31 protein-coding genes and 1 pseudogene are annotated in these 26,345 nt (G+C 40.4%); 9 read left to right on the top strand and 23 right to left on the bottom strand.

The genetic code is table 11. The features are described from left to right. From V7K44_RS20145 to V7K44_RS20200, 12 genes are all read right to left on the bottom strand, one after another. Positions 1–126: a hypothetical protein gene (locus V7K44_RS20145; protein WP_334933667.1), complete on the bottom strand. Its 126-nt coding sequence runs from the start codon at positions 124–126 to the stop codon at positions 1–3. A 331-nt stretch (positions 127–457) separates the two neighbouring features. Beyond that, positions 458–1,693, bottom strand: coding sequence for an ISAzo13 family transposase (locus tag V7K44_RS20150; RefSeq protein WP_334933668.1), 1,236 nt, complete (start codon positions 1,691–1,693; stop codon positions 458–460). Between the two features lie 249 nt (positions 1,694–1,942). Beyond that, positions 1,943–2,143, bottom strand: a complete 201-nt coding sequence (locus tag V7K44_RS20155; RefSeq protein WP_334933669.1) for a hypothetical protein — start codon at positions 2,141–2,143, stop codon at positions 1,943–1,945. 58 nt (positions 2,144–2,201) lie between these two features. Next, positions 2,202–2,468: a hypothetical protein gene (locus V7K44_RS20160; protein WP_334933671.1), complete on the bottom strand. Its 267-nt coding sequence runs from the start codon at positions 2,466–2,468 to the stop codon at positions 2,202–2,204. Positions 2,469–2,618: 150 nt separating this feature from the next. After that, positions 2,619–3,665 (bottom strand): aldo/keto reductase, encoded by a 1,047-nt coding sequence (locus V7K44_RS20165; RefSeq protein WP_334933673.1) that lies wholly within the window; start codon positions 3,663–3,665, stop codon positions 2,619–2,621. 33 nt (positions 3,666–3,698) lie between these two features. Further along, positions 3,699–4,412, bottom strand: coding sequence for an SDR family oxidoreductase (locus tag V7K44_RS20170; RefSeq protein ID WP_334933675.1), 714 nt, complete (start codon positions 4,410–4,412; stop codon positions 3,699–3,701). A gap of 72 nt (positions 4,413–4,484) precedes the next feature. After that, positions 4,485–4,685, bottom strand: coding sequence for a glutathione binding-like protein (locus V7K44_RS20175; RefSeq protein WP_334933677.1), 201 nt, complete (start codon positions 4,683–4,685; stop codon positions 4,485–4,487). Beyond that, the gene (locus tag V7K44_RS20180) at positions 4,670–5,146 is read right to left on the bottom strand and encodes a glutathione S-transferase family protein (protein WP_334933679.1); all 477 of its coding nucleotides are present in this window, start codon (positions 5,144–5,146) and stop codon (positions 4,670–4,672) included. The genes V7K44_RS20175 and V7K44_RS20180 overlap by 16 nt, the downstream gene beginning before the upstream one ends. Positions 5,147–5,253: 107 nt before the next feature. After that, complete coding sequence (locus V7K44_RS20185) at positions 5,254–5,832, bottom strand: TetR/AcrR family transcriptional regulator (protein WP_334933681.1); 579 nt, start codon at positions 5,830–5,832, stop codon at positions 5,254–5,256. Between the two features lie 157 nt (positions 5,833–5,989). Next, positions 5,990–6,388, bottom strand: a complete 399-nt coding sequence (locus V7K44_RS20190; RefSeq protein ID WP_334933683.1) for a recombinase family protein — start codon at positions 6,386–6,388, stop codon at positions 5,990–5,992. Next, positions 6,363–6,860: a molybdenum cofactor biosynthesis protein MoaE gene (locus V7K44_RS20195; RefSeq protein ID WP_334933685.1), complete on the bottom strand. Its 498-nt coding sequence runs from the start codon at positions 6,858–6,860 to the stop codon at positions 6,363–6,365. The genes V7K44_RS20190 and V7K44_RS20195 overlap by 26 nt, the downstream gene beginning before the upstream one ends. Positions 6,861–7,089: 229 nt before the next feature. Continuing rightward, positions 7,090–7,506 carry a KTSC domain-containing protein gene (locus tag V7K44_RS20200; protein WP_322662161.1) on the bottom strand — a complete coding sequence of 139 codons (417 nt, stop codon included), beginning with the start codon at positions 7,504–7,506 and terminating at the stop codon, positions 7,090–7,092. 515 nt (positions 7,507–8,021) lie between these two features. Between V7K44_RS20200 and V7K44_RS20205 the strand changes: the two genes are divergently transcribed. Next, positions 8,022–8,438: a hypothetical protein gene (locus V7K44_RS20205; protein WP_334933688.1), complete on the top strand. Its 417-nt coding sequence runs from the start codon at positions 8,022–8,024 to the stop codon at positions 8,436–8,438. Positions 8,439–8,650: 212 nt separating this feature from the next. Beyond that, positions 8,651–9,595 (top strand): tetratricopeptide repeat protein, encoded by a 945-nt coding sequence (locus V7K44_RS20210; protein ID WP_334933690.1) that lies wholly within the window; start codon positions 8,651–8,653, stop codon positions 9,593–9,595. A 40-nt stretch (positions 9,596–9,635) separates the two neighbouring features. On the opposite strand, the gene V7K44_RS20215 is transcribed toward V7K44_RS20210, so the two are convergent. Further along, positions 9,636–10,211: a DUF411 domain-containing protein gene (locus V7K44_RS20215; RefSeq protein ID WP_334933692.1), complete on the bottom strand. Its 576-nt coding sequence runs from the start codon at positions 10,209–10,211 to the stop codon at positions 9,636–9,638. Between the two features lie 456 nt (positions 10,212–10,667). Further along, on the bottom strand, positions 10,668–11,111 hold the full coding sequence (locus V7K44_RS20220) for a pyridoxamine 5'-phosphate oxidase family protein (protein WP_334933694.1): 444 nt from the start codon (positions 11,109–11,111) through the stop codon (positions 10,668–10,670). 389 nt (positions 11,112–11,500) lie between these two features. Here V7K44_RS20220 and V7K44_RS20225 point away from each other — a divergent pair, with 389 nt between their 5' ends. The 5 genes from V7K44_RS20225 to V7K44_RS20245 all read left to right on the top strand — a co-directional run bounded on the left by V7K44_RS20225 (position 11,501) and on the right by V7K44_RS20245 (position 16,240). Beyond that, on the top strand, positions 11,501–11,716 hold the full coding sequence (locus V7K44_RS20225) for a bromodomain-containing protein (RefSeq protein WP_334933696.1): 216 nt from the start codon (positions 11,501–11,503) through the stop codon (positions 11,714–11,716). Between the two features lie 61 nt (positions 11,717–11,777). Further along, a complete protein-coding gene (locus V7K44_RS20230) occupies positions 11,778–12,329 on the top strand; it encodes an alpha/beta hydrolase (RefSeq protein WP_334933698.1) in 552 nt (183 codons plus the stop codon). A gap of 184 nt (positions 12,330–12,513) precedes the next feature. Continuing rightward, complete coding sequence (locus V7K44_RS20235; protein ID WP_334933700.1) at positions 12,514–13,071, top strand: HdeD family acid-resistance protein; 558 nt, start codon at positions 12,514–12,516, stop codon at positions 13,069–13,071. 243 nt (positions 13,072–13,314) lie between these two features. After that, the gene (locus V7K44_RS20240) at positions 13,315–15,393 is read left to right on the top strand and encodes a glycoside hydrolase family 10 protein (protein WP_334933703.1); all 2,079 of its coding nucleotides are present in this window, start codon (positions 13,315–13,317) and stop codon (positions 15,391–15,393) included. Between the two features lie 409 nt (positions 15,394–15,802). Next, positions 15,803–16,240, top strand: a complete 438-nt coding sequence (locus V7K44_RS20245; protein WP_322739032.1) for an NUDIX hydrolase — start codon at positions 15,803–15,805, stop codon at positions 16,238–16,240. Between the two features lie 109 nt (positions 16,241–16,349). Here V7K44_RS20245 and V7K44_RS20250 read toward each other — a convergent pair whose 3' ends face one another. Both V7K44_RS20250 and V7K44_RS20255 read right to left on the bottom strand, forming a co-directional pair. Continuing rightward, on the bottom strand, positions 16,350–17,141 hold the full coding sequence (locus V7K44_RS20250; protein ID WP_334933707.1) for a GH25 family lysozyme: 792 nt from the start codon (positions 17,139–17,141) through the stop codon (positions 16,350–16,352). A 101-nt stretch (positions 17,142–17,242) separates the two neighbouring features. Next, on the bottom strand, positions 17,243–17,884 hold the full coding sequence (locus V7K44_RS20255; RefSeq protein WP_334933710.1) for a DUF4232 domain-containing protein: 642 nt from the start codon (positions 17,882–17,884) through the stop codon (positions 17,243–17,245). A 374-nt stretch (positions 17,885–18,258) separates the two neighbouring features. On the opposite strand from V7K44_RS20255, the gene V7K44_RS20260 reads away from it, so the two are divergent. After that, positions 18,259–19,275, top strand: a complete 1,017-nt coding sequence (locus V7K44_RS20260) for a Vgb family protein (protein WP_334933712.1) — start codon at positions 18,259–18,261, stop codon at positions 19,273–19,275. A gap of 120 nt (positions 19,276–19,395) precedes the next feature. On the opposite strand, the gene pip is transcribed toward V7K44_RS20260, so the two are convergent. The 6 genes and pseudogenes from pip to V7K44_RS20290 all read right to left on the bottom strand — a co-directional run bounded on the left by pip (position 19,396) and on the right by V7K44_RS20290 (position 24,686). Continuing rightward, on the bottom strand, positions 19,396–20,379 hold the full coding sequence (pip, locus tag V7K44_RS20265; protein WP_334933714.1) for a prolyl aminopeptidase: 984 nt from the start codon (positions 20,377–20,379) through the stop codon (positions 19,396–19,398). Positions 20,380–20,468: 89 nt separating this feature from the next. Next, positions 20,469–20,864: pseudogene (locus V7K44_RS20270) on the bottom strand (DNA-binding response regulator); the annotation flags it as partial. A gap of 103 nt (positions 20,865–20,967) precedes the next feature. Beyond that, positions 20,968–21,546, bottom strand: a complete 579-nt coding sequence (locus V7K44_RS20275) for a hypothetical protein (RefSeq protein WP_334933716.1) — start codon at positions 21,544–21,546, stop codon at positions 20,968–20,970. 103 nt (positions 21,547–21,649) lie between these two features. Continuing rightward, on the bottom strand, positions 21,650–22,258 hold the full coding sequence (locus V7K44_RS20280; protein ID WP_334933718.1) for a DUF3421 domain-containing protein: 609 nt from the start codon (positions 22,256–22,258) through the stop codon (positions 21,650–21,652). 318 nt (positions 22,259–22,576) lie between these two features. Beyond that, the gene (locus V7K44_RS20285; RefSeq protein WP_334933720.1) at positions 22,577–23,527 is read right to left on the bottom strand and encodes an AAA family ATPase; all 951 of its coding nucleotides are present in this window, start codon (positions 23,525–23,527) and stop codon (positions 22,577–22,579) included. Positions 23,528–23,594: 67 nt separating this feature from the next. Continuing rightward, entirely contained in the window at positions 23,595–24,686 is a 1,092-nt protein-coding gene (locus V7K44_RS20290) for a DUF4350 domain-containing protein (protein WP_334933722.1), read from the bottom strand. A 337-nt stretch (positions 24,687–25,023) separates the two neighbouring features. Between V7K44_RS20290 and V7K44_RS20295 the strand changes: the two genes are divergently transcribed. Beyond that, positions 25,024–25,701, top strand: coding sequence for a class I SAM-dependent methyltransferase (locus V7K44_RS20295; protein WP_334933724.1), 678 nt, complete (start codon positions 25,024–25,026; stop codon positions 25,699–25,701). Between the two features lie 135 nt (positions 25,702–25,836). Here the strand turns inward: V7K44_RS20295 and V7K44_RS20300 are convergent, their stop codons facing one another. Continuing rightward, positions 25,837–25,995, bottom strand: coding sequence for a hypothetical protein (locus V7K44_RS20300; protein WP_334933726.1), 159 nt, complete (start codon positions 25,993–25,995; stop codon positions 25,837–25,839). Positions 25,996–26,345: the final 350 nt, after the last annotated feature.

Genomic DNA, 26,345 nt, shown 5'->3' on the forward strand with positions numbered 1-26,345 from the left:
TTACCAGTCCTTGATTTCCGCTTGGATATACCAAAAGCCGAAATCAGCTTGTAATTTGCGTTTCAAGAACTTTTGTTTTGGGTGGACTTCAGAGCGATCGCAACTGGCTATGATTGCCAGTTTCAAAACCGACGGCTGAAACCCTCATTCTTTCGTCAACTTCCAAAAGTTTTCGATCTACTGAATTTGGTTGGAATTGCAAAAAATGATATTGAATGTTAAAGTAGCAATTATGTTCATTGTTTTCAGATAAAATTAAAATCAAAAATATCTATAGATTGATTTGACAATATTATCCACTTGAGAAGATATCGCTGATTAAGTAAAATTTATTGCTCAAATATTCACTATAAGTTGCATGAGTGGTTATGATTTATACATAACTACTCATACAACTATAACTAATTCGATCTGTATAGTTTTTATTCCCTGTTAATTTCAAATAGTTTGCTTACTTCTATTTAAATAAAGACGAAAAGCTCAAAGCATTTTGAGGTAAAAATCGGTAGTTCCAGTCATCATTAAATTCAGGCTTTTTTAAATGGACTTTTGACAATTGGTTGTCAGTGACGTTCATGTCGATCTGATACTTATTTTCATTAGATGGATTTCTAATTATCAGTTCTTTATTGGTAGTAGTAGTACTTATTAAATTAATTGCTACTCCTTTAATGGTTAGTGGTCTACCTCTCCAGTTTTCTGTAATCAGACAGAACATACGATGTTCTATGTTGTTCCACTTACTTGTACCAGCCGGAAAATGTGCAAACTGAATGATAAGTCGAATTTCGTTAGCAAGCTTTTGAAGTTGGGTTTTCCATAACCCATCAGGCTCACTACAGTCTGCTGTAATCAACAATTCTGTAGAATTATTGTAAATTTTTTTACCCATATCTTGCCACCATCGACGAATTGACTCAACAGTAACCTCTGCGGTGTTATTGTTAATGCCCACATTTACCCACTCCTGACTTGTAGTCAAATCATAAACTTCACACGGAAGAGCATTTAAAAGTTCTTGTTCGGGAAAATAATTAGTTTTAGGGTTGACAAATTGTTTTTTTGATTGGCATTTTTCTACATCATTTTTATAGTTTCCAAGAGCTTCTTTTTTCTTGATATCAAGTGAAATTATAAGTTGACCACGGGCTTGAAAATTTTGCACTTGATCGTGGATACGTTGAAATTGAACATCCCGATTGCAGTTAGAGTCTCCTTCTTTAGTTTTACGGTTGTTTTGTAGGCTGTAACCCAGTTGATACAATAAGGAAGCAACTTTTCTTGGACTGATGATATGACCCTTAGCTTGCAATTTTTGAGCTATTTTTGTGCTGCTTTCACAAGTCCAACGTAGAGGTGAGTCTGAATTGACACAATTCACCGGTTGAATTAATGCCTCCAGGTCTGGAATTAAGGTTTGGTCGGTGTCTAAAAGACGTTTTCTACCGCCTCCTTTACATCGAGTTTTCTCCTGAAATTGGGTGTGTTTGATTTGAGTATCTGGCTCAATTTCGAGTTCACGGATTCCAACCCGAATCGTTTTTGGTGACAGACCAGTTGCTTGAGAAACTTGCGTAATTCCACCTCTACCGAATGCAATAGCCTCTGCGGCAGCCCACAGACGTAGCGATCTCTCGTTCAGATGAGGATAAAGGGAATCAAACTTAGCTTTGAGAAACTCTCTTGCTGACATACAGCAATCCTAATATCTTAAACAGCTACAAACTTATCAGATATTGTTTAAGATATTATGCAAGTTTCGTCAGTAATAGGTTAAGGAAATCACTCCTTTTAAAAGGTATTGGTCAAAATTATTTACTTATCGGGAGAGAAAAATATAAGCCTTAAAGTTTCGTACTTGTTTGACTATTTGGTAGTAGGTGTCAGATTAAAAAATAAGAATTCGATATTTTTATTTATTCGCATTAACCACCCAGCCTTTTTAAACGTGTTGGGAAAGGTATTCGTGGGAGGTTATGATGCTAACAGATGTAGGACGCTCGGCGATCGCTAATTCTTGCACTTGAGTTGGTCGAGTCGGGTTGCTCAAGTCAAACACTAAAAGGCGTTTCCCATGCTTGAGATGGGCAAAGGTTTGACTTTGCCAATCCCCTAGCGGTCTTTGCTGAAAAGTTTCAACCACTAATGCATAACGACCATCGGGTGTAACCGCTACTGCCGCAGGTGGTCCAGCGACACAATTACCAATTACTCACCTCAGTTTCGTAAGCACGTAAGTCTCGAATCTGTTTCCCTGTCAGAGGAATTACACTTATACCATCCTTCCCTTCACGAGATCCAAGTTTTCCATCTACGTAGGCAGAAGCCAGCATATCTGCATCTGATACCGAAACAAGATAACGACCCTGAAAATCTCCAGGGGCAGACCGATCCCAGGTTTGAGCAATTGTCTTTGCAGATATGCCCATCAAAGTTGCCAGCACTAAGGCAAAGATTTTCAGGTTCATAGTCGGTGCAATTTGATGATTGAAATTCTGATAAAATTAACGTAGCTAAAAACACGCGTGATATTAAATTCTTTCCGTGACTCTTCGCGCTGACTTGACTGCTGGGGTATTCTGAATTCTGTCTTCAGCAGGACTTCTCATATTGCAAAATCATGAGGCTGAACGGCTCCCTCCGGGCGATCGTTCTTTAGCTTGGTAATCCAGCATCCATTGGGGATACTCCACGGGTAAACGACTTGACTCATCAATCGCAGAGAGTTCGTCATCTGTGAACGTTAATTCAGCAGCCATCAAGTTATCCCGTAACTGTTCTACAGACTTTGCACCAATGAGGACGCTTGTGACGTAGTTACGACTGAGTAGCCATGCCAGGGCGATTCGAGCAATGGAGCAATTGTGGTTTTGGGCGATCGGCTGTAAAGCATCAATAATTTTGTATGTTCGTTCTAAATCAACCGGAGGAAAGTCAAATGTAGTGCGTCTAGCACCTGTGGGATTGTCTTTCTCGCGTTCAAATTTGCCACTTAGTAAACCACCCGCTAAGGGACTCCAGGGTAAAATGCTCAACCGTTGATCTTGAGCCAGGGGAATAATCTCGCGCTCTAAATCACGACCGGCTAAAGAATAGTATGCTTGTACCGACTCGAAGCGATGCCATTGGTATTTATCTGCGATCGCTAATGCCTTCATAATCTGCCAGGCAGAAAAGTTGCATAATCCGATATAACGCACTTTACCAGCGGTAATTACATCATCTAGAACACTTAGAGTTTCTTCAATTGGAGTCAGTAGATCGAAACCATGAACCTGGTAAAGGTCAATGTAGTCTACTTGAAGACGTTTCAAGCTGCGATCAACTCCATTCAAAATATGATGGCGAGATAATCCAATTTGATTTGGGGTGTTTCCTTTTCCTACTCGCTCACGTACTTTTGTGGCAATCACGACTTCATCACGAGGCAATCCCAACTGCTGAAGTGCCTTTCCTAAGATGACTTCAGACTGCCCCTCTGAATAGACATCTGCCGTGTCAAAAAAGTTCACGCCTCCATCGAAAGCAGCGTTAACGAGTTCTGTTGCGGCATCAATGCCCAATTCGCCGATAACTTTCCAGAAACCATCGCCCCCGAAGGTCATAGTGCCAAGGCAGATTTCAGAGACATATAAACCCGTCTGTCCCAGTAATCGATATTGCATTTATGTGACTCTCAACTAAACAAAATCAAAGACCTACACATAGCGATGGCCACCATCAACATGAATGACTTCGCCGGTAATGGAGGGATTGGTCATCAGAAAAATCACGCTGCTGGCGACTTCTTCAGCCGTTGCTAAACGCCCAGTCAGAATCTTTGAGGCAACCTCTTGGAAAGCTCCTTGCTTGGCTTCGCCAAAAATTGCATCCCACATAGGAGTGTCAGTCCAACCAGGGGAAACAGCATTGACACGAATGGGGGTTAATTCGATTGCCAAAGCACGTGACATTTGTTCAGCTGCCGCAGTTGCAACCGCAGTTGCCCAGGCACCCGCAACTGGGCGAGCGGTGGATAAACCACCAGTGAGCGTTATTGAGCCGCCAGAAAACATTTTTGGCACAGCTGCTCGAATGACATAAACACTTCCCCAAACACGGCTTTCAATGGCAGGGCGAAATTGCTCAACAGAGCCGTCTAGAATCTTTCCACCGAAAAAACTACCGGCTGCGATGTAAACGTGGTCAACCTGTCCCGTTGTGGTAAACAAACGGTCTACTGCGGCTTCATCGGTAATGTCTACTATCGCAGTGTAAACCTTTCCTAGTCGCTCAGATGCTTCTTCCAACTTGCTTAATGAGCGGCTGGCAATTGTTACATCTGCACCTAGCTGTTTTGCTAGTCGCGCAGTCTCATAGCCAATCCCCTGGCTACCACCAACCACAACCACATGTTTTCCTTCTAGTTGCATTACTTAAATCTCAATCCTTCTAGTAATTATGTTTGAACAAACACTCATTGACCACATCCAGTGCTGAGTAAATTAAAAGTTACTCAGTTCTTGCGTCTTTGCTTCCAGCAGTCCCGCTAGAGTTTGATGAAAACTCTTTCGCTGGCTGAGAGTATCTAACCACGCTGCTGTTTTGGGTCTAGCTTTAACCAGTGCCGATCCTTCCTTCGTCATATTGACGTAGTACACCATTGACCCAACTATGATGTCAGCCAAGCTCAACGCATCACCCACAATAATGATGTTGTCAGTTCACGTTCGAGGATATCTAAATGCTGACTGGTTATGTTTGCTGACTCTGCAATCAGAACTTCATCACTTACCCCACCCATAATGGGAGTCATAATTCGCTGCAAGAATAGTTGCATTACACCGACTGGATATAAATAATTTGCCGCAATGCCAATCCATTTCCGCACCTGGGCGCGTGCTTTTGGATCAACTGGCTGTAAAGACGGCCCAGCGAATGCTTCATCAACGTAGCCTAAAATTGCTGGAGTTTCGTACAGAATGAAATCTCCTTGCTCCAATACTGGCATCTTCCGAAACGGGTTGAGCTTTGCGTATTCGTCCGTCCCTAAGTAGTCAAACCCAATTTCGTTGAAATGGTAGTCAACTCCTTTCTCGATTAAGGCAATGCGCGCAGAGCGGACATTAGGACTCACTGGAAAGCCGTGTACAACTAAATTGGACATCTGGTTTACTCCTGAGCTATTAACGGCGTTTCTTGAACGCTCATTCAATTTGAATACTCATTCAAAATAAAACCAAAAAAAATAATTGTCAAGAGACAAAAGCAAAATTAATTTATTTGAAGCAGTGTGCCCGCTCCTGCTGCAATACTGTTAAGCGTTTGAGCATCGCGTCGGATTCGTCCAACTGCTAACATCCCTATAACTAATCCCAGCAATGCTTTAGCATTCGTCTCGATCGCAAATGAGTTCGGTAAATCTCCATCTTGAATTGCCTGAGCCAGATTTTGCCGAAAGAATGACTCAATCTCATCTAAACGATCTTCAATAATGGCGATCGTGCTAGGTGAATGCGATTCGCGCTCTATTGCCGTGTTAATAATCAAACAACCCTTCTGTTTCGAGTCGTTAATCATCGCTTTAGCCAAATGTTCAAACCATTGTTGAATACATTCCAAGGGAGCACAATGGCGTGGCATAGAAGCCCGAAAGAATTCTTGCGTGTATTTTTTGAAGGCTTGCTGAAACAACTTCTCTTTGTCACCAAAGGCAGAATATAAGCTTCCAGGCTGTATTCGTGTTGCTTGCACAATATCTTTCATGGAAGTGTTGGCATAACCACGTTGCCAGAACAAATCCATAATAATCGTTAAAACTTCGTCCTTATCAAACTCTCGTTGCCGAACCACGAATTAATTAATATCTTTTAGTTGGATGTATTTGTCAAGTATACATATTTTTGAATACTTGATCAATATTATGCTGGTAGCGATCGCTTGCGCTTCTCTTGAGTTTGGGTATTTTTGTGCATATCCCATTTGAACCAGTTCCACGGGAATATTACCTTCAAGATGCAACTTTAGAGGCGATCGCTGATTGCCTTAGCAAGCAACCAAATCGAGGAGTTATTGTTGCGATCGATGAATTGGCAGGATTTTCCTGTAACTCAGTCAAAACCTTACGCAGTGTAGGCAGGGAACGAGACAATCTATCAAGACGGGTAATAATAACTCGCTTAACTAACCCACCTCGAACCCACTGCATAAGTTGCTGAAAATTAGAACGTTGGTCTTCTTTGCCCTCACGCCCAGATTCCGTGTCAGCTAATACAAGCTCTGCTCCTGCTGCCTTCAGACGAGCTATCTGCCGATCTAACGCCGCCGAATTTTCTGCCTGTTCTCTAGACGAAACACGGGCATAGGCAATCACTTCGGGAATTTTAACAATTTTTTCCTGACTGTTCACAAGCACCAATACTTACCCAAGTACTAGATAGTTTACCATCTAGTTCGCTATACCACTCTTTTTTCCATATAGGGGCATTGTGTTTGAGCGTATCAATAGCATATTGGCAAGCTTCAAACGCCTCACCTCGATGAGGAGAACCCACAGCCACTAAAACGCTGATTTCCCCAACTTGCAAACGTCCAACACGATGATAAATCGCAACTCGATTCACATCAGACATAGATAAGCGAATATCAGCAGCAATTTGATAAAATATCCGCAACGCCATCGGTTCATAAGCTTGATACTCTAGAGCAATCACAGGTTTACCATCGGTTTGATTGCGAACCATACCACTCATCACAACCACAGCACCATTGGCTGGATCGTCAGATTTGGCGTAGATTTCTTCCACAGATAATGGTGCAAAGGTAATGGCAAAACTATCTTCGGCTCTTGGTTTAACAGCAGAGGTAAGTGTGGTTGTCATAACTGCGTTGATATTATATGGGTTTTTTCTATTGTCTCTGAAGAAAGCATTACTAGTCTATGTTGAGTGGCTTTAGTTAATGCTTGTGGGCAAAAGAGGATTTTTGAAGTTGATAAATTTTGTTGCTTATCAGGATAGCAATTAAGAAAACGGCTGAATATACAGCCTTTTTATCTAAACCTTATACAACACAAGAATTATTGAAAACCCTAAATGCAGTTATTAGTCATTAATCTGCATTATCTAGACGATCGCAGTCATATCTACCTTTAATCTCTTGATTGAAAAAGCTGCCAATTGAGTCAGAGGAATGTAAATCTTCCCAAGTATCCTCGTCTACGCCTAAATACTGATAAACCGCTCCACTTTGAAACTCAACTTGCAAAATCTGTTCGTTGCGATCGTAGCCTACAGCCATCGCCATTGATGAGACAACTGGTAGCATGACAATTGGTTCTTCTTCAAAGGGTAATGCAGTTGTTTCGGCGATCGCTTCGTTGAGTTCTTGCAATCCTTCATAGGCTTGTATCGGTGCCGGAATTTCCAAAAACTCTAGTTCGTTGCCTCGGTCGAGCAACAACTGCAAATATCCATCAGAATGAGCGATCGCTACTAAACTGCTCAAGTCTACCTTAGATAGCTTCATTTATTTTCTACTCTCCTATTAGCGTAGTCGGGAGTGGTAAAGTTTTATGCAATATCAAGCGCTTTATAGTACATTTATACTAAATAATCACTTAAGTGTCAAGTTTTTCCTTCCAAGAGAGAATTTTAGGGATGTAGAGACGCTTTAGCAAAGCAGCACGCAGTGTTTTTCTCTGACATTTGGGGAAATACTTGTGATTAGGCTTGGGTGAATGAGCGTATTTGAGTCACCTGCCGCAGCAATCTCTGCTTTGTTAAGGGAACTCAACAGGCGAATTAAAAAATTGCATAAATGTTGAACTCGCCTCAGTTAAGTACTTAAAAATTTCAACCAATCTTTGTTCTCTCTAGACTTAACTGAGTCTCTATTGCTGTTTGTATCACTCAATTAGCTCACCCTTTTGGGTGAGTCATATATCAACCGATCAGGTGAACTGACTGAAGGAAGCTGAGATTAATAATAAAGAGGATTCTATTACTAAAGAACACCGATTGCATTTTACCTAAATATAATTTATGAAACTGGCTACCTTAATAAATTCTGCACTTATTTTTGCTTCTATTACCCTTATCCCTGGAATTGCTGGCGCTCAAACAGCTACTACCAACAACAGTGAAACAATAGCTGTTAACTCTAACAATTTATCCACTAATTCGACTTATGCAAATTACCTCCAGCCTTTAAATCTAGTCACTTTTGCTTATCAAGGAGGCCTGCAACAACACGGTATTCCTAGCGGAGAAGCGCTAGTACTTAAAACTCAAAATAGAAATATTCTTGCGAAAGATTTGGTGAAAGCTGCTGTGAATGCAGATAAATTACCATCACAAGTTTTAAACGATCAAAATTATTTAAGTGCTGTTAATTTAGAACTCAACGTATTGCCAGATTATGCTGCTCTGATTAATTTGGTTGTTTCTTACATCTTTTAAGTAAGTTTTTCAGTATGGTATATTTATATGCTTGTTACTAAGGATAAATAAGAACCTTTTATACACAGCGATCGCTGTGTATTAAAAGTATATAAGAAAGCTTGATATTGAAAAATAATTTCTAAATTTTGACATAAGTTGCATTTATCCTGTGCTAAAGCTATAGAAAATTGTATAATCGACAGCTTATCGAGCAAAAATTTCTATAGAGAATGACAGAAGTAATAAGATCCGGGGGCCTAAATAATATTGAGTCCATTGAGTTTGAAGAGCAGTGCTTAGAAAAAGCCAGAGAAACAGGCGATCGCAATGGGGAAGTCATTTCTTTGGCAAGTTTGGGCAATGCTTACCAGTCACTAGGTGAGTACCACCTAGCAATTGAGTTTTATCAGCAGTGGTTAGATATAGCTAAAGAAATAGGCGATCGCTTAGAAGAAGCCAAATCTTTATCTGGGTTGGGTAACGCTTACCAATCACTGGGAAAATACCAGCGAGCGATTGAATTTTATCACCAGTGGTTGAGTATTACCAGGAAAATAGGCGATCGCACTGGGGAAGGTATTTGCTTGGGAAGTTTAGGGAATACTTATGAATACTTGGGTAAGTACGAGCAAGCGATTGAATTCTATCACCAGTGGTTGAGTATTACCAAGAAAACAGGCGATTGGACTGGGGAATGCATAAGCCTGGGAAGTTTGGGCAATACTTATGAATCATTGGGATCTTACCAACTAGCAATTGAGTTTTACCAACAATGGTTAGGGCTGGCAAAATTCATTAGCGATCGCAATGGCCAAAGCATGGCCTTGAGTGGATTGGGCAGTGCTTATAAAGCTTTAGGAAAGTACCAAAGGGCGTTGGAGTTCTATCAGCATTCATTAGAGATCAGAAGGGATCTTAATGATCCAAATGGGGAAGCAAATGGCTGGTTTAATTTGGGTTTGGTATTAGAAAAAATCAATCGAGAATCAGAAGCGATGGATGCCTTTTGCAATGCTCGTGAAATTTATCATGCAATGGGACTCGATGCCAGCCTGCAAGATTGTAACCATGCCATTGAGTTTCTTTCTCAAAATGTTGCAAGCGCACCATCTACTTTCTGGTTGAGCAGATGGTTAAGTCATTTGTCGCAGTCGATCAAAACTGGTTCTAAATAAAGAGTGCTGAGTTTCGAGTTAAAAAACCCCTTTAATTCACTCAGGACTCACCAGGATACTTATTGAATAATGCAACTGAGTTCTTGCGATCGAAGGAAAGCACAGAAAACGGATCTTTTCGATTCCCCATTTCCATCCCAGGAGTGCCTACAGGCATTTGAGGAACAGATAAACCAACAACATTTGGCTTTTCTTGAAGTAGACGTTTGATGTCGTCTGCTGGAACGTGTCCTTCGATGACATATCCATTAACAATTGCTGTGTGGCAAGATGACAAGTTATCCGGCACGTTGTATTTTTGTTTGACTGTTTCGATGTCAGTTGTTGAAAAATCTGTGACTTTAAAACCCTGTGTCTTTAAGTGCTGAATCCACCCGCCACAACAGTTACAATCGGGACTGTAATATACAGTAGCATTTAGCACTGTTGATTTTGATAGTGTCTGTTGCTCTTGGATGTGCCTAGTGCTAAAAACAGCTTGAGCATGACTCATAGGAGCAGTGCTTCCCAAGATGCTCAACATCCCTAATGTTAGAACTACTATTTGCACAGTAGCAGGCATCAAGATGGGAAGTAACCATTTTTGCCAGCAATAAATCAATTGTTTGTGCGACATCTGATACTTCCTAAATACAACATTGCTTCCAAAATACTCTGCGCTCCTGTGCGTTTAGAAATACTACGATTTTACATAAAAGAGATATGAGTAAAATTAAATATGTGTTATCCATAACCCTTGTAGAAATATAGCGGTGCTACGTCTCTACATTCATTTTTGCTCATACCTCTAAAACTGTACTATATCCTATAAAGCAAAAGCGATTCCTTATTAGTCATCATATTTTCATGAAAACAAATAGAGCGATGTCTATGGCGGGCTACGCCTACGCTTTTATTGAGGCGATCGTCTTATGATTGATATTTTGGTGGCTAGTCACTTTAAATACTGTTCGGTTAAGAGATGCGATGAATCGCCGTCTCTACAATAATCAGTCTACAAGTCTGAAATAATTCGTAATTCAATTGTTAATTACGAATTACGAATTATTTATTACTTAAAGACGTGATGGTGTTAAAAACTAATTGTTTGTGGCTTGAAGCTCGACACACTATCCCAATAATTAACCTGGTTAATATTCACCTTCAACAAAGCAATATCAGGTTCGTCCAGTCCTTTCGGAAACCAGGTTTGAAGTTCCGGCTTCCATAGCTCTCGCAACTTGTTGCGGTCTTTGACGAGTTGTGCTGTACCTGAGATAGAAACGTATCGCTGCTGTTCTTGTGATGAGAAACTAATATTAACCTCCTCATGGTGTTCAATTTCAGTCACCTTATGGGAACCAGCATAAGTAAAAAACCAGAGTATACTATCAGAGTTAATCTCACCACTCTTTGACATAGGGTAACTATGCAAGCTGCCATCATCATCGACTGTGGTAAACATACCATAATCAATATCTTTGATTAGCTCATGCAGTTTTTTAATCTGTTGATCGCGGTCTGTAGAAGTTGTCATTGTTTGTACTTTTTTCTCTATTTCTCTAATTTCTTCTGGGCTGTAATTTTTGATTACAACCAGATTTAATGCTGATAAAGTTATTTTTCAGTATTAACCTTTTTAATTTCAATTGCGTGAGCCTAAAGGTCTAATCATTCTAATTATAATAAAATTAGCTTTTTTAGTTATATCTATAGAGTGATTTTACATTGGCGATCGCCACTTATGACTTGTTATTTGCGTATTAAAGTATTAAAATTTACGCAGCAAAGTATTTTTACGCTAAAATCTTAAAATTATACCCTATGAATGAGCCTCTTCAACCCATAGCAGGAGTATCACTTTCCATTCAGCGTCTACTATAGACAACTAGGAAATAAAATTGCAGGATATCTGCCTTTTAAATTATGGACTGGAAGTACAGGTGGAAAAATGGTTATCGACCAAGCCGAGACGAAGCAGCAAAAAATCCTCATTTGTTAGATGAGAATCAGTTCGAGAACGAAAAAGACCGAAAGCTTGCTGAAGAAACTGCAAGGAAGCATTTGGGCGTACCTGCACCAACTTTAGACGAAGATAAATCAATACTACCTCATGCGGCTTCGCTTAATGAAAATGTTTAATACTAACGATATAGGCATTTTTTGTCTATATATGCCCCATACCATTATCAAGTTTAGCAAAATGCAGATTTCTCAACTTTTTAGTCGATTAAACAATAAAAAATTTAGTAATTTACTCACTCAGACAGTAGCTTTAGGCTTAGGCGCTATCGTTCTATTTTCAACTACTAATGCTAATGCTGCCGAGCAAGTTGTTTTAAAGTATGGTACTTTTCAGGGGCAAATATCGGTTGAAGAATTAAGTCAGTTTACAGAAACTGGCAAAACTACTCCAACATTAAGAGCTTATTTACAGGCGGCGCAACAAGATCCCGCAGTAGCTCGTAAGGCACTGAAAGCACCAATAAAAGCTGATGCTGCATTTTTAAATAGCTTACTATCTAGTTGGGCTGGGCCAATTTTAGTTAACCAAATTGGTGAGGTAGTTCATCCTCCAGCAGGAGAACTAAATCAGGAAGCATTGCGAAGCGCTTTAAGTACATCTATTCAACAAAATGGTGAAGTTACACTACTTGGAGCCATTCAAAATTATCCAAATACTTCTGTTGAACTTGAAGGAGATCGTCTCATCTCTGTTTATGAACGCCTTAGCAGTCTTGCAGAACTCTTATAATGATTACTTACAGACAAGAGATTTGTCACGAGATGATTTGTTTAGTGTCTCAAGAGTGATGAATTTTAATCACCATTATGATTAAGTTAATACTGAAGAGTCTATCTTAGGGTTCATACCCTGTTACTTAGAAATTCCCTAACCTAAATGTAGAGTTTAGTCTAAGAATAGGAAAAGGATTTTTATGACAACCGATATTTCTAGAGATACTAACAAAAATGTTAATGGGTCACTGATAACAGGTGTTCTGTTGAGTATTTTAGGGGTTATTGCGATCGCAGCGCCTAACTTTACCACCATATTCGCCGAAACTTGGATTGCAGGGATTTTGATTTTCGCCGGATTTACAAAACTAGTTTATGCCACTCAAACCCGCGAAGGAGGAGGTTTTATTTGGAAACTTCTTTTGAGCGGGCTTTATATTGCTACCGGCATCATGCTGTTTGTTTACCCTTATACGGGTGTTTTGACACTGACTCTGTTACTTGGCACATTTTTGTTGACTGAAGGCACATTCGAGTTAATTCTGGCATTCAAGTTGCGTCCACAACAAAACTGGACGTGGATATTAACTAATGGCATTATTACCCTCGTGTTAGGTGCAATGATTTGGTTCCAGTGGCCCTTCAATGCGCCTTGGCTAATTGGGACATTAGTTGGTGTCAGCATTATTTTTAGCGGCATTTCACGCGTGATGCTGGCGTTGAATGGGCGTTCTACCTTAAGTGGAGAACTACCTTAAATAGAGAATAGACAATAGGGAAAGGTTTTATAAATACCTAATTCCCAATCCCCAATACCAAAAAAGTTTACAAGACATTGCAGCAGCGATGCCTACGGTGGTCACTGAGCGTAGTCCTACCTCTCTGGGGAAGTCAAGGCTACGCGCAGCGTCTCGTAGAGAAGTGCTGGCTATGCCTACGCCAACAAAATTGCTAAATTAACAAAGGAAATCAAAATCAAGGCCAGCTAGCTGCAATTAACAATGGTATCTATTGCTACTCCCTTCTCGGATATTCAAAACCATTGGGCACGTTTATTTATTACAGCCTTAGCCCAACGCGGTATTGTCAGTGGGTTGCCTAATGGCACTTATCGCCCCGATAATTCACTTACCCGTGCTGAATTTGCCGCTATTATCGCCAACGCATTTGGGACAGTTTCCAAGAAGCGGCAGTATGTTCCCTTTGTTGATGTACCCACGAATTATTGGGCAGCAGCAGCCATCAAAACAGCTTACGAAAAAGCATTTATTAGCGGGTTTCCTGATAAAACTTTCCGTTCCGCTAACCGAATTACTAGAGTAGAAGTCTTAGTTTCTTTGGTAGCAGGCTTAGAAATTGCTACCAAGGTTAAACCCGACCTCCTCTCAAAACTCTCACAAATTTATCAGGATTCTGTTCAGATTCCTGAGTATGGTAGAAATCACGTAGCTATTGCCACCAGCGCTGGATTGGTGGTTAGTTTTCCAAATATTAAATTACTCAATCCTAATCTTGCAGCCACCCGTGCAGATGTGGCAGTGATTATTTATCAAGCCTTGATGTATTTAGGTCAGGCAGAAAAAATTGCGTCTAGTTACTTAGTACAGCCGCCAATATTAACACCAACACCAACTCCAACTCCAATACCAACTCCAACTCCGACACCAATTCCAATACCAACACCTATAGGTAGTGTTAGGGTAAATCATAGCCGGGAATTCCGGGGGGCATGGGTAGTATCTGTATGGAATGGTGATTGGCCTTCCAAACCGGGACTTTCTGTTGCTCAACAAAAAGCAGAACTTACCGAGATTATTACTAAATTACAAGCGCTAAATTTCAATGCTCTGATTTTCCAGGTGCGACCAGAGGGAGACGCTTTGTATGAATCTCAATTAGAGCCTTGGAGTGCTTGGATTACAGGAACTCAGGGGAAAGCACCAGAACCATTTTACGATCCTTTAGCGTTTGCGATCGCAGAATGTCACAAGCGCAATATTGAACTCCATGCTTGGTTCAACCCTTACCGTGCTAGCACTTCCACCGACCCAGCGAAAACAGTCCGTCCCCACATCGCAGCTACTAATCCAGAAAGCGTTTATTTGTGGAAAACTCAACGCTGGATGGACCCAGGACTAAAAATAGTTCAGGATAGGGCGTATAACGTAATTCTCGATGTAGTGAAGCGCTACGATGTTGATGGCATTCACTTAGATGATTATTTCTATCCATATCCCATCGAAGGACAGTCTTTCCCCGATGAGAAAACCTACGCTGTATATAAAGCAGCTGGTGGTACACTCAGCCTTGGCGATTGGCGACGAGACAATGTTAACAAAATGGTACAACGCCTTTGGCAAGGAATTAAAACAACCAAACCCGACGTTAAATTTGGTATAAGTCCCTTTGGAATTTATCGCCCCGGACAACCTGCTGGGATTACTGGGTTGGATGCTTACAACGTGCTGTATGCAGACTCGAAGAAATGGTTAGAAGAAGGCTGGATTGATTATATCGCTCCTCAACTTTACTGGCGCACAGACCAACCACAACAAAGTTATTCAGCGTTACTAAAGTGGTGGACACAGGTAAACACAAAACAAAGACACGTTTACGCTGGCAACAATCTGACAGAACCAAGCAACAAGAGTCGGGAGAGTGATGAGATTGAAAAGCAGGTGATAGTTAGTCGTAGCCAAGCTGCACAGTTATCGCTGGGGAATATCTTCTTTAATCTCAGTGTTTTAACAGAAAATAGTCAGGGCATTGCTGATAAATTCCAAAGTCTGCTGTATAACAAACCTGCGCTACCGCCAACTTTGCCTTGGCAGGATACAACACCACCACCTCCACCGATTGGATTACAAGTCAATAACCGCAAACTGAGTTGGCAGCCTGGAGATAATCAGCCAGTTCGTTCCTGGACACTTTATCGGCTGAGTGGCGATACTTGGACAATTGGGCGAATTTTGTCTGCTGGCACAACCTTCGCTACCGTCCAACAAGCGGGAAGCTATGCCGTATGTGCAGTGGATAGATTAGCCAACGAGAGTACGGGAACAGTTATTACAGTTAGTTGAACAATAGTGCTGCCCAGATTACCCACAACTTTTATGGATACAACTGACGAATAGGAATCAGACTCGAATGGCACTAAGAAAAGCCCAAAGACTTATTGTATCTTCGTTCCCAGGCTGGAGGCTGGTAATCAGTTGGGGCAGGGGCTGTATCTTAACTTACTGCCATTCAAGTCTGACTCTTCAAGATAAAACCAGTCTGATAATAATAGCGTAACTGCGGAATTAAAACCATCATCACCCGCTCAAACACTGATGTTGGAAATTTTTTGAATAATTAACTCTCATAAGTAAAAATCTGTTTTTAACCTTTTCATAACTTAAGATTAACCAAAATTTATCCGGTATCAGCTCTAGACTTTCTGAAGTAAGCATTGTACAAAAAAGCTAGTCAGTACAGGATGTAAATTACATGAGTCGAAAAGCCAGCAAAGTGTTTAAACAGTCTGGGGTGATTCCTTACAGAGTGAACAATGGTAAAGTTGAAATCTTGCTAATTACAACCCGTGACTTTCAACATTGGGTGATTCCCAAAGGAGATATTCCTAATGGCATGAGTCCGCCTGCTTCAGCAGCAAAAGAGGCGTGGGAAGAAGCAGGGATAATTGGACAAGTAGATGCAAATGAACTGGGAACTTACAAGTACCGCAAACAAGGCAAAATTTACTGCGTCAAAATGTATTTACTATCAGTCGATATGCTGAGTGAAGATTATCCCGAAGCAAGTAAAAGAAAACGGCAGTGGGTAGAAGTGAATAAAGCTATCAGGCGGGTTAAGTTTAATTCACTCAAACGAATCCTTAAAGGTTTTTTCCAGGTAAAATCTCAATTTTGTTCATTACGATGTTAAGTAGTGGACAGAAAAAATTAAACTATATTATACAATACAAACTAATAAAAGGTTTGTAGTCAAAGCTCCAAACCTTACTATAAACCTTTGTTTATTCACGCCCACTTAATTAAATCCATAATAAAGCTACCCAAGTTTTTATACCAACAATTCCATCAGCCTGTAATTTCTTAGATGTTTGAAAACTAACAATTGCATTTTTAACTGATTCAGAAAAACGCCCATCAATGGCATCAGTATATAATCCAATATCTTTTAATTGCTGTTGTAATTGTTTTACTCTTAGCCCAGAATCTCCTAGCTGCAATCCATTAAATCTATTCAAATCGGCTCGACCACTAACACCAGCTACACCAGATATATCACCTTCATATTGATGGATTAAGTATTGTCCTTGCCAAGCACCAGGAATAGTTGGGTTCCTAGTTCCATAGTGGGCAATCCATAAAGGATAACTAGCAAAATCAGATGGATTACCAAGTTCTGTCCAAAAACTGGGAAAGGTATAAATAATTGGTTTAATAGGTTTTTTTGTTTGTTGTAAAAGGGCTTTTTCCACCTCTGCTAACCACAACTTCGCTGCATTAATTACAGCTTGGCTATTTACTTTGTCAGTTACCTCTACATCTATGACTGGTGGTAAGTCTCCCGGTTCTAATTTGCCCAAAGTTTTTAAGAATTCTTTTGCTTGCTGAACCGGGTCAGATGTATGAGGGTGAAAGAAATGATAAGCACCCCGAATCAGACCAACAGCTTTCATGGTTTGCCAATGATGAGCAAAAGCAGAATCTTTAATGCTTACTCCTTCTGTGGCTTTGACAAACGCAAAAGTTTTACCAGAGTTTTTTACTGCTGTCCAATCTACTCTGCCGTCTTGATCGGCAACATCAATTCCTTCCATAGAATTTTTTAACCTTTTTGATTAGTACAATCTTGAACTTATCAGAGGCTTTGATTAAATTTATGCTTTTTCTGGGTATTTGAGTAAATTTCTGTAATTTACTAGGGTTGAGTGTTAACGGCTCGTACTGGAGTCACTCTAACTTTGCCTGTACAAGGCTTGATTTGTTCTGTAAGGGTAAAGTGCTTGTAAGCATTTGGAGGTGTGATTTCAATTTTACTAGACGTTGGGCAGTTTTGATCTGGGGAACTAATGTGGTTATATGCTATCTGAAATGAGGCTTCTTTTCCAGGAGCCAGAGTTACTTGTTGTCGAGGTTGCTTACTCGAAAAGTAAGTATCCTGGGAGCGAATAACTTTAATCCCCTGCAAAGGTTGATCTTTTGCATCCAGTAGTGCCAATCCCGGATAACCGTTGAGGGTGCAAGGGGATGAGGCGTTATTGGTGAAGGCGTAGGTAAGTGCAACATTCCCAACGCCAGCATCTTCGGAGACTCGGCGCACTGACAATTGACTAGTTTCACAGCGCGTCGGATTTGTGGCAGTAGTGGCTTCAGGGGTAGAATGCTCTATAGGTTTTGCAGCCGGTGTGGGTGTTGAGGTCAACACAGCTTCTTTGGTCGGCTGCTCAGTCATTATTGGTAAGGCTTGCGGCTGTTTTGTAACAGAGGAAGAACCGACACAGCCAGTTGTCATTGCAGTTAGGAGCAACAACATACTGCTTTCCATAATTAGAATTCGCATATCTTCTTTTTTGTAGTAAACTACTTACACTGATGCTTCATATCCACTATAAGTTTCCAAATTCACAAGATATACCTTGTCGTACGTTTGATATTATACCAATTAGCTAGATGCATCATCATAGCTAATTATTAAACGAACTGCGATCGTGTAGTGTCTTGTAGAGAAGGAGTAATAATTCAGTGCAAGCTTATGGGGAAATATATTGACAAAACGCGATCTTTGCTTTGGACTTTTGAATAATGGAGGGAAATGGATTTATGCCTCTTTAGATCGCCTATCTACATAACTAGCAACATGAATTAGTAACATAAATTCTACGAACATATGATTAACTGTACTAAGTAATTATGATTGTTTGAGCTAACAAAATTATGAGATTTTTCAATTTTTGTCAGATTAGCCTTCCACTAATCGGCTTTGCCTTGCTAGGATTTATAGCCCCAAGAGCTAATGCAGCGCTTTTAGTGGGGAGTTATAATAATAACTCCGTTCTGCGCTACGACGAAAAAACGGGAGAATTCATTGATGATTTCGTTCCTTCAGGTAGTGGCTTACTAAAGGGGCCAACTGGTTTAACTATTGGACCCGATAACAATCTTTATGTTAGTAGTATTTTGAGCGGTAGCGTCCAACGTTACGACGGAAAAACAGGGAATTTCATTAGTACCTTCGTTCCTTCTCTTAGTGGTGGACTAGATACACCTGAAGACTTGGTTTTTGGGCCTGACAGCAACCTCTATGTTACCAGTATTAACAGCCGTACTAGTAATAGTGTTCTACGCTACAACGGGAAAACAGGAGCTTTTATCGATACTTTTGTCCCCTCAGGTAGCGGCAGACTCAGTGCGCCTTTTAGTTTGAGCTTTGGTTTAGACGGGAATCTCTACGTCAGTAGTACTCTTACTGATAGTATTTTAAGGTACAATGGCCAAACTGGAGCTTTTATCGACACTTTTGCAACAGAGGCAAAAGGGTCAGAAGCTGGTGGCTTGACCTTTGGTCCAGACGGCAATCTCTACGTTGCTAACTTTAAGGCTAACAATATTTTGCGCTTTAACGGTAAGACAGGAGCCTTTATCGACACTTTTGTCCAAGCTGGCAGTGGTGGACTCAATGATCCTGTTAAGCCAATCTTCGGCCCCGACGGAAACCTTTACGTTAGTGGCTTAAATAGTAATAACGTGTTACGTTACAACGGCAAGACAGGAGCTTTTATTGACACCTTTATCCCAGCCGGTCTAGGTGGGTTAAATGGTGCTGGCTTTTTGGCTTTTACTGAAGACAGCACTGTTATTCCTGAACCTAGAATGGGGCTAGCTTTGTTGGCACTTGGTGCTACGCTAGGAGCAAGCAAGCTACTTAGCCGTAAGCAGAAAGCCACATCATAAAAATCCAGCAATTACTGGAGCTTGAGTAGGAACCCCAGACGATTTGAGCATTTTGATTCCAAATACCCAAAAATTTAAATCTAATTTAAATAGTAAGTAGCAGTTATTGGGTGCTACTTACTATTCAATTGATGATTTTATTTTTCCGAAGTCACTGACGCGAATTAAAATATTATCTGTTGCTTCAATCAAAGCATTACGAATTCCTGGTTCACTCATCGAATGTCCGGCATCAGGAACCACTATAAATTCTGCTTCTGGCCAAGCTCGATGTAATTCCCAAGCTGATATCATTGGGCAGACTACATCATAGCGTCCCTGAACAATTACAGCTGGAATATGGCGGATTCTGTCTACATTTAAGAGTAATTGATCTTCTGTTTCCAAAAATCCCTTATTCATAAAGTAATGGCATTCAATCCGAGCAAAAGCTGAAGCAAATTCACTCTCGCCAAACTTTTGCATGAGTTCTGGGTCTAAAAAAAGTCTACTGGTGCTACCTTCCCAAATTGACCAAGCACGCGCTGCTGTTAATTGAATTTCTAAATCTGGATTGGTCAAGCGTTTGTAATATGCTGCGATTAAATCATCACGTTCATCTACAGGAATTGGTTTGAGATATTCTTCCCAAGCATCAGGAAAAATATAGCTAGCACCCTCTTGGTAAAACCAGCGCAACTCTTTTTGCCTCAGCATAAAGATCCCACGCAGAATTAATCCTGTGCATCGAGAGGGATGGGTTTGACTGTAGGCTAATGATAAAGTGCTACCCCAACTACCACCAAAAACCGCCCACTTTTCTATACCTAAATGTTGGCGCAGTTTTTCGATATCACTGACTAAATCCCAAGTGGTGTTTTCTCGTAATTCAGCATGGGGCGTACTTTGACCACAACCGCGCTGGTCAAACATCACTATCCGCCATTTTTCTGGGTGGAAATATTGCCGATAAAAAGCTGGACATCCGCCACCAGGGCCCCCATGCAGCAAAACGATGGGTTGACCTTGGGGGTTTCCTGACTCTTCAAAATGGATAGTATGAAGGTCGGAAACCTGTAAACTACCTTCTAAGTAAGGCTCGATCGCTGGGTAAAGTTCTCTCATTTTGCATATTTTATCAGTAATGTTGTGATGGCGATCGCTCTATCTGTCAAACTCTCTTCAAAAGCCAACCGCAACACCTCCAACCACTATGGTTTGAGTTCAATTCCTGTTTTGATGTCTTTAGTCTGAGTTGCACCATGAAGGGCCAAATTAACCCGCATTAGCATTTCATCTTCGGGTAATCCTTTATCTGAGATCGCAAATCCAGCTTGATGATTATCAATCTCGTGTTTGATCCGAATTAACGCCTTCACATAACTAGTTTGCACCATGAAATTCTGATCAGGATATTCTTGGAGCAAAGTTTGTAACAGCTTAATTCCGGTATCAATTTCTGCTGTCTCTCCTTGGCGATCGGGAATTGATAAATCCATCACAATCAGGTCAAAATGGCAATATTGAAGTTGAGAAAGAGTCTATTTTGCCGTCTGAGCCTTAGCGATTGCAGATAAAGGATACTGTCTACTTAAGACATCGAGCGTACCCAAGTGATTGCCAGCCTCCAAGCTGGATTTATCTACTCTTTCTGCACCGTCTTGACAAATGTGCATTTACCTTAACCTCTTATGGATGGGAAATGCCTGCTTTTCAACTATCCCCAAAACCTGCGAGTTTTTTAATTTCTGTGATTTCATTGGCTACTGTATTATTTATAAAAACATCTGAATACCTACAGCTTACTACAGCAGTTCCCTCATTTCTTCCTTTTCCTGTTTTGACAACTTCCCACGATAGCTCTGTATTAGATCTACCAAGCTCCGCGGCACCACCTCCCGTTATGTAAGTTTCTTGTGATACCAATTCAAAATCACTAGGACAAGTTATTGTTGGCGCCGGACATACTTTTCTTTTACCAGAGCTGCCATTAGTACAACTTTGTCCTAATGTCGTTACTTTGCGAAAGGTTTCGTAATCTTCACGACGCTCTTGCCTAAATTCATTTTCAAGTTGACTTAAATCATTGCTAAATTGTATGAGAACAGCGGGTGTGATAGGTGAAGTTGTGTATTTTTTTGTCAGATATTCAAATTTTGTTTTATAACTTGCAACATAATTAGTAAAAGGTTCAGGTGGATTGATATCTTGAAAGGAAATATCTTCAGCAAAGGTTACTACGGGAGAAGCAAGTACTATTAACATTCCAATTATTGTGTCAGAAAGTCTCATTGGTTTCTACTCCTTATGAATGATTAACACTTTCTATTACTACTATTTTTCAGTAATGGCTATGATCGCCAAAGGTATCCCAGAAGTTTTTAGTCTATTGAGTTTAGTTTGCAATCAAAAACTCGAAATTTTTGTCTGTAAATCGGTATTCTGCTCCTCCAAATGAAACGTAGCAGATTTTAGTCGGCTCATAGTATTTTCCAGGTATATACTCACCTTTGTACTTGGCTCTGCATACATATAATGTGTTTCCACCATTATCTTGATTGCCTCCCCAAACTCTATCTCTAGAAGATGGCAATTCTCCCCCAGTATTTCTCCAGCTCCAGTTGTTTCCCGTTAGTACACGATATTTGGTGTAGCGATATTCTTTATTTCCCCCCGGAATGAAGCAATTATGAGCCTCAGTTAACTTTCCAGGTATATACTCTTTATCATGTATCGCTTGGCAAACATACAGTTTATTTCCATTCTGACTGCCACCAACAACAGCATTAGTAGGGATATAGTTATTGGTTTTTTTCTTTTCGTAATTTACCCATGAAACACTCGCCAATGCAGGTACTGCTATAGAAACTGCTATTCCAGTTGCTAGAAGTGTAGCGATCCGACTGAATTTCAGCAAACTTACTTTTGTAAAGTTGGTGTTCATCCTTTTATCCTCACTAAGCATTCGTTGCCACTGATTGTTTTTATGATTCTTGGGTTTCATAGGAATTCCTCGTCAATTGGGGAAGTTTTTCCCCAGGTAGAGGAATAAGTAATGAGGCAGTAATCAAATGCCCCGTGCAGAGATAATTAAATAAATTTTAATTCACCTTATTTGCACTTTTTTGTGGTACTTACTAAATGAACTTCTCTGCATATCACTCTTTACGACAACTTTTAGTTTTTATGCACTGAGAATATAAAATTTGGAAAAAAATCTGTAAAATCCTTACGCAGCAAGGAATTAGCTTTTCAATTCATGAATTGCCCCTACATTTCGTACTTGATGCGTAAGGTCTATTACGCAAGAGGTTTAATTTTTTCACCTCGGAACTGGTACTTGATTAATTACCGACGCAATTACTGCATCCATTTGTAAACCATCCAGCATTGCTTCTGGTTTCAATATAAGACGATGACGTAGCAACGGTGATGCAACTGCTTTTACATCATCTGGTGTGACAAAATCTCTTTCCGCTAACCACGCTAATGCTTGAGATGTCTGCAACCAAGCACCGGTAGCGCGGGGTGATGCACCCAAAGTCAAATCAGGATATTGACGCGATGTTCTCACCAACGCCAACAAATAATCAACGATCGCTTCTGATACTTTAACTTCTTTGACTGCTTGTCGTGCTTGCAAAATGTCGGCTACTGTTGCGATTGGTTTCAAACGGCTAATATCCGAACGTCGTGCGGCAAAACCCGCCTGACGATTGAGTAACATTTGCTTTTCGGCAGCTTGATCGGGGTAATCTACTACCAACTTAAATAAAAATCTGTCTAACTGTGCCTCTGGTAAAGGATAAGTCCCCTCAAATTCCAGGGGATTTTGTGTCGCAATTACCCAAAATAAATCTGGTAAAGGCAAACTTTCACCATCCAGTGTTACCTGCATCTCTTCCATCGCTTCTAGCAGCGCTGCTTGTGTCTTGGGCGGAGTACGGTTGATTTCGTCCGCTAGCAATACTTCAGTAAATATTGGCCCTTTTTTCAAAGTGAAATTGCGGCTATTCAAGTCAAAAATATTTGTACCAGTAATATCTGAAGGTAAAACATCTGGTGTTAATTGAATCCGGCGAAACTCCCCTTGAATTAACTGCGCTAACACTTTTACTAGTAGGGTTTTCCCAGTTCCCGGTACTCCTTCTAAAATTACGTGTCCACCCGCTAGCAGTGCTACTAAGAGTTGCTGTATTAAGCTAGATTGTCCGACAATTACTTGATTAAGACCTTGACCAAGACGAATTAAGATAGGATGTGTTTCACTCATATTTTTTATTGATAAATAACCAACGCAGAAATACTATGCATAATTAAAAAAAATTAATTTTTAATTTTTAATTTTTAATTTCTCTAATGCTTCGCCATTTCCCCAACCAGCTTAACAGGTCTCGTTCACTGATGGGTTGTTTGCGAGATTGTAGCTTTAAAACTGCATCTAATTCTGCTGCACTTGCGCCTGTTTTTTCCATCCAGAAATCGAGCAAGACTTGACGTTCTAAAAGTACTTGTCCTAATCCCAAGGCTTTTTGGAGTTGTAGTTGTTCTTGTTTACCCACCATTTCAACAACAAAGTCGGTGGTATCAGCTTTCTGCAACACCCCGGCTAAAGCTTGAATGTATGCCTCACTATTATCTACAACTGGTGTATCTAAAGCTACTGGCTTACCAAAGCGACGATTCTGCGCCCAAACTAGCACTAATAGCAGGATACCTACCTGTATCAATATTGGAAGTAAAGGAGTTTTGGCAAAAAAGCTAGATAAATCTCCTTCGTTTTCTTTCTTCCTGACATCGGCATCTTTATAGCCGTGAATGTATTCATCGACAAAGACTGTGTTACTTTTTTCAGTAACCAAACTAGCTAAATACTTGAAATTACTTAAATAATCTTGGTAGGCGTTGGCAGCTAAATAAGGAGTGGTAGAAAAAATCACCTTTCCTTTTTTGTAATTTTCTTTCCAGACAACAGCACCAAAGCGATCGCCTAAATTAACTTGCTGGGAGTTAGCTTTTTTATATCGTCTACGTGTATCAATTTTAATATCACCTTCAGGAGATTTTTGCATAGTGCCAAACTCCGCTTCTGTAACCCGCGCCTTTGCACCCAAAATTACCAAAGTATTCCCTTTTTCTACCCATTCCCGCTCTTGACTATCCAGTGACGCGTCCCTGAGATAGCCACCTACCTGTAGGAAGGTAACTGGGCTGTTCTCTGGCTGAATATCACTAAAAGGCTTTTGCCAGCGCTGAATAGAAATTCCCTGTTGTTGCATAAAAGCATACCAAGCACCATAGCCATCAGAGTTACGGTTGTAGGTAGAGCCAGTGTTAATTTTAGTATTATTGGGAGCCGCGAACAAACTAAGTAAAACGATCGCAGCGAGTGCGATCGCTCCCATCCAAGCAAGGCGATTTGGACGTTTCATTTTCGACTTTCATAGCCTTTGAATATCACTGTTAATACTTACTTATTTTTCAGTTAAAGTCAAAATATACTTTCTTTAACTTCTTGCAGCGATCGCCTGTTTGATGAATGCTTCTAAATTTTGGGTAGCACTGGCTTGTCAAACAGAACCTTGCTTGAGGTTTTAGGGCTTCACGAACTGAGTATCGCTAATCGATAGAACCTAAAGAATTGCTGTAATCCCGTATAGGCATGAGTTACAACTGCGATTTTTGGAAATAGTGAAAATCCGGCATCTGGCTGCATTATCGCTTATGTTTTAAAGGAGAAGATTGTTCGTGCTATTTGAGCGGTGTTGTATGGACGAGAATGAAAAACGAATCCTTGACTCATGGCAGATGAATGCTAAATTATGGACACAAGTAATTCGTAATAAACAAATTGAAAGCCGTGCGATCGCCACAGACGCCGCTATAGTTAAAGCGATAACTCAACTTAATCCAAGAACATTCTTAGATATTGGATGCGGCGAGGGATGGTTGTCTCGACAGCTTTTTTCTTTAGGAATTGATGGCTGGGGTGTTGATTTTTGCGCCGATCTCATTGAGACAGCAAAGGATAGTGGTGATTCTCGCTTTGTTGTTTGTTCGTACTCGGATCTTGCATCACAAAGATTTAGCACAATTAACTATTTCTCTTGCTTGATTTGCAACTTTTCAATTCTAGGCGAATGCGCTCTTGATGAGATCGCTAAGGCAGGTCATAATCTGTTAGAGGACAAAGGCAAAATAATCATTCAAACACTTCACCCAATAATTGCTTGCGGTGATTCTACATACTCCAATGGGTGGCGCAAAACTTCATGGCAACCAAATGCAGATCGGCCATTCTACCCTACTCCTTGGTATTTCAGAACTCTGGAATCATGGATCGAGGAATTCCATGCTTTGAATTACCGATTGCTAAATTTATATGAGCCATCCGATCCCAAGACAAATAAACCAATTTCCATTATTTTTGTCTTTGAACGGGAGTAAAGTATTAAACACATTTGCTATCTTTAGCTTTTCCCTTTAACCGAGCAGTATTGTGTTATGCAGCATCTATTTCTGTGTTAAACCGCAGTACCAAGTATGGAAATTATCCAAATTCAAATATTGGAAAAGTTGGATCTAAAAAGCTTCAACTGTGAAGTTATAATCTTTTTCTGCACTTGCGATCGGTATCAATTTGATAGCTTCTGCTTGGTTAGCTGCTGCTTTTATTTGCTGTTGTAATTGTGCGTTTTGCAGCAATTCTTTAATTTGGTGTAGCATAGGTTTGTTCTCCATTTTTATTGACTTATTTGTACGGCAGAGATTGCGCGCTTGTTTGGGGCGGTGTTCTCTGCTTTTCTGATTTGAATTTAGAAAGAAATACGGGAGAACTAGGGGAAATAGTTACGATTGCGGAAAAATTTTCAGCGCAGATTAATATCATGTCCGCATAATTAGTTATGATTCCCACAGTCATTGCACCCCACCCCGCTCTTCGGGCTACGGTGTACACACAAGTTGCCTCACAGCGTTTAGATCCCCCCTAGCCCCCAGGGCTGATTCATTCCCTAAAACAGGTAAAATTGCAAGTGTTGAGGGGAGGAAAATTATGGGTAGTTCTCTGATTGAACAACTGCGGCTTGTGG

The organism is Nostoc sp. (genome assembly GCF_036917235.1).
GTDB lineage: Bacteria > Cyanobacteriota > Cyanobacteriia > Cyanobacteriales > Nostocaceae > Nostoc.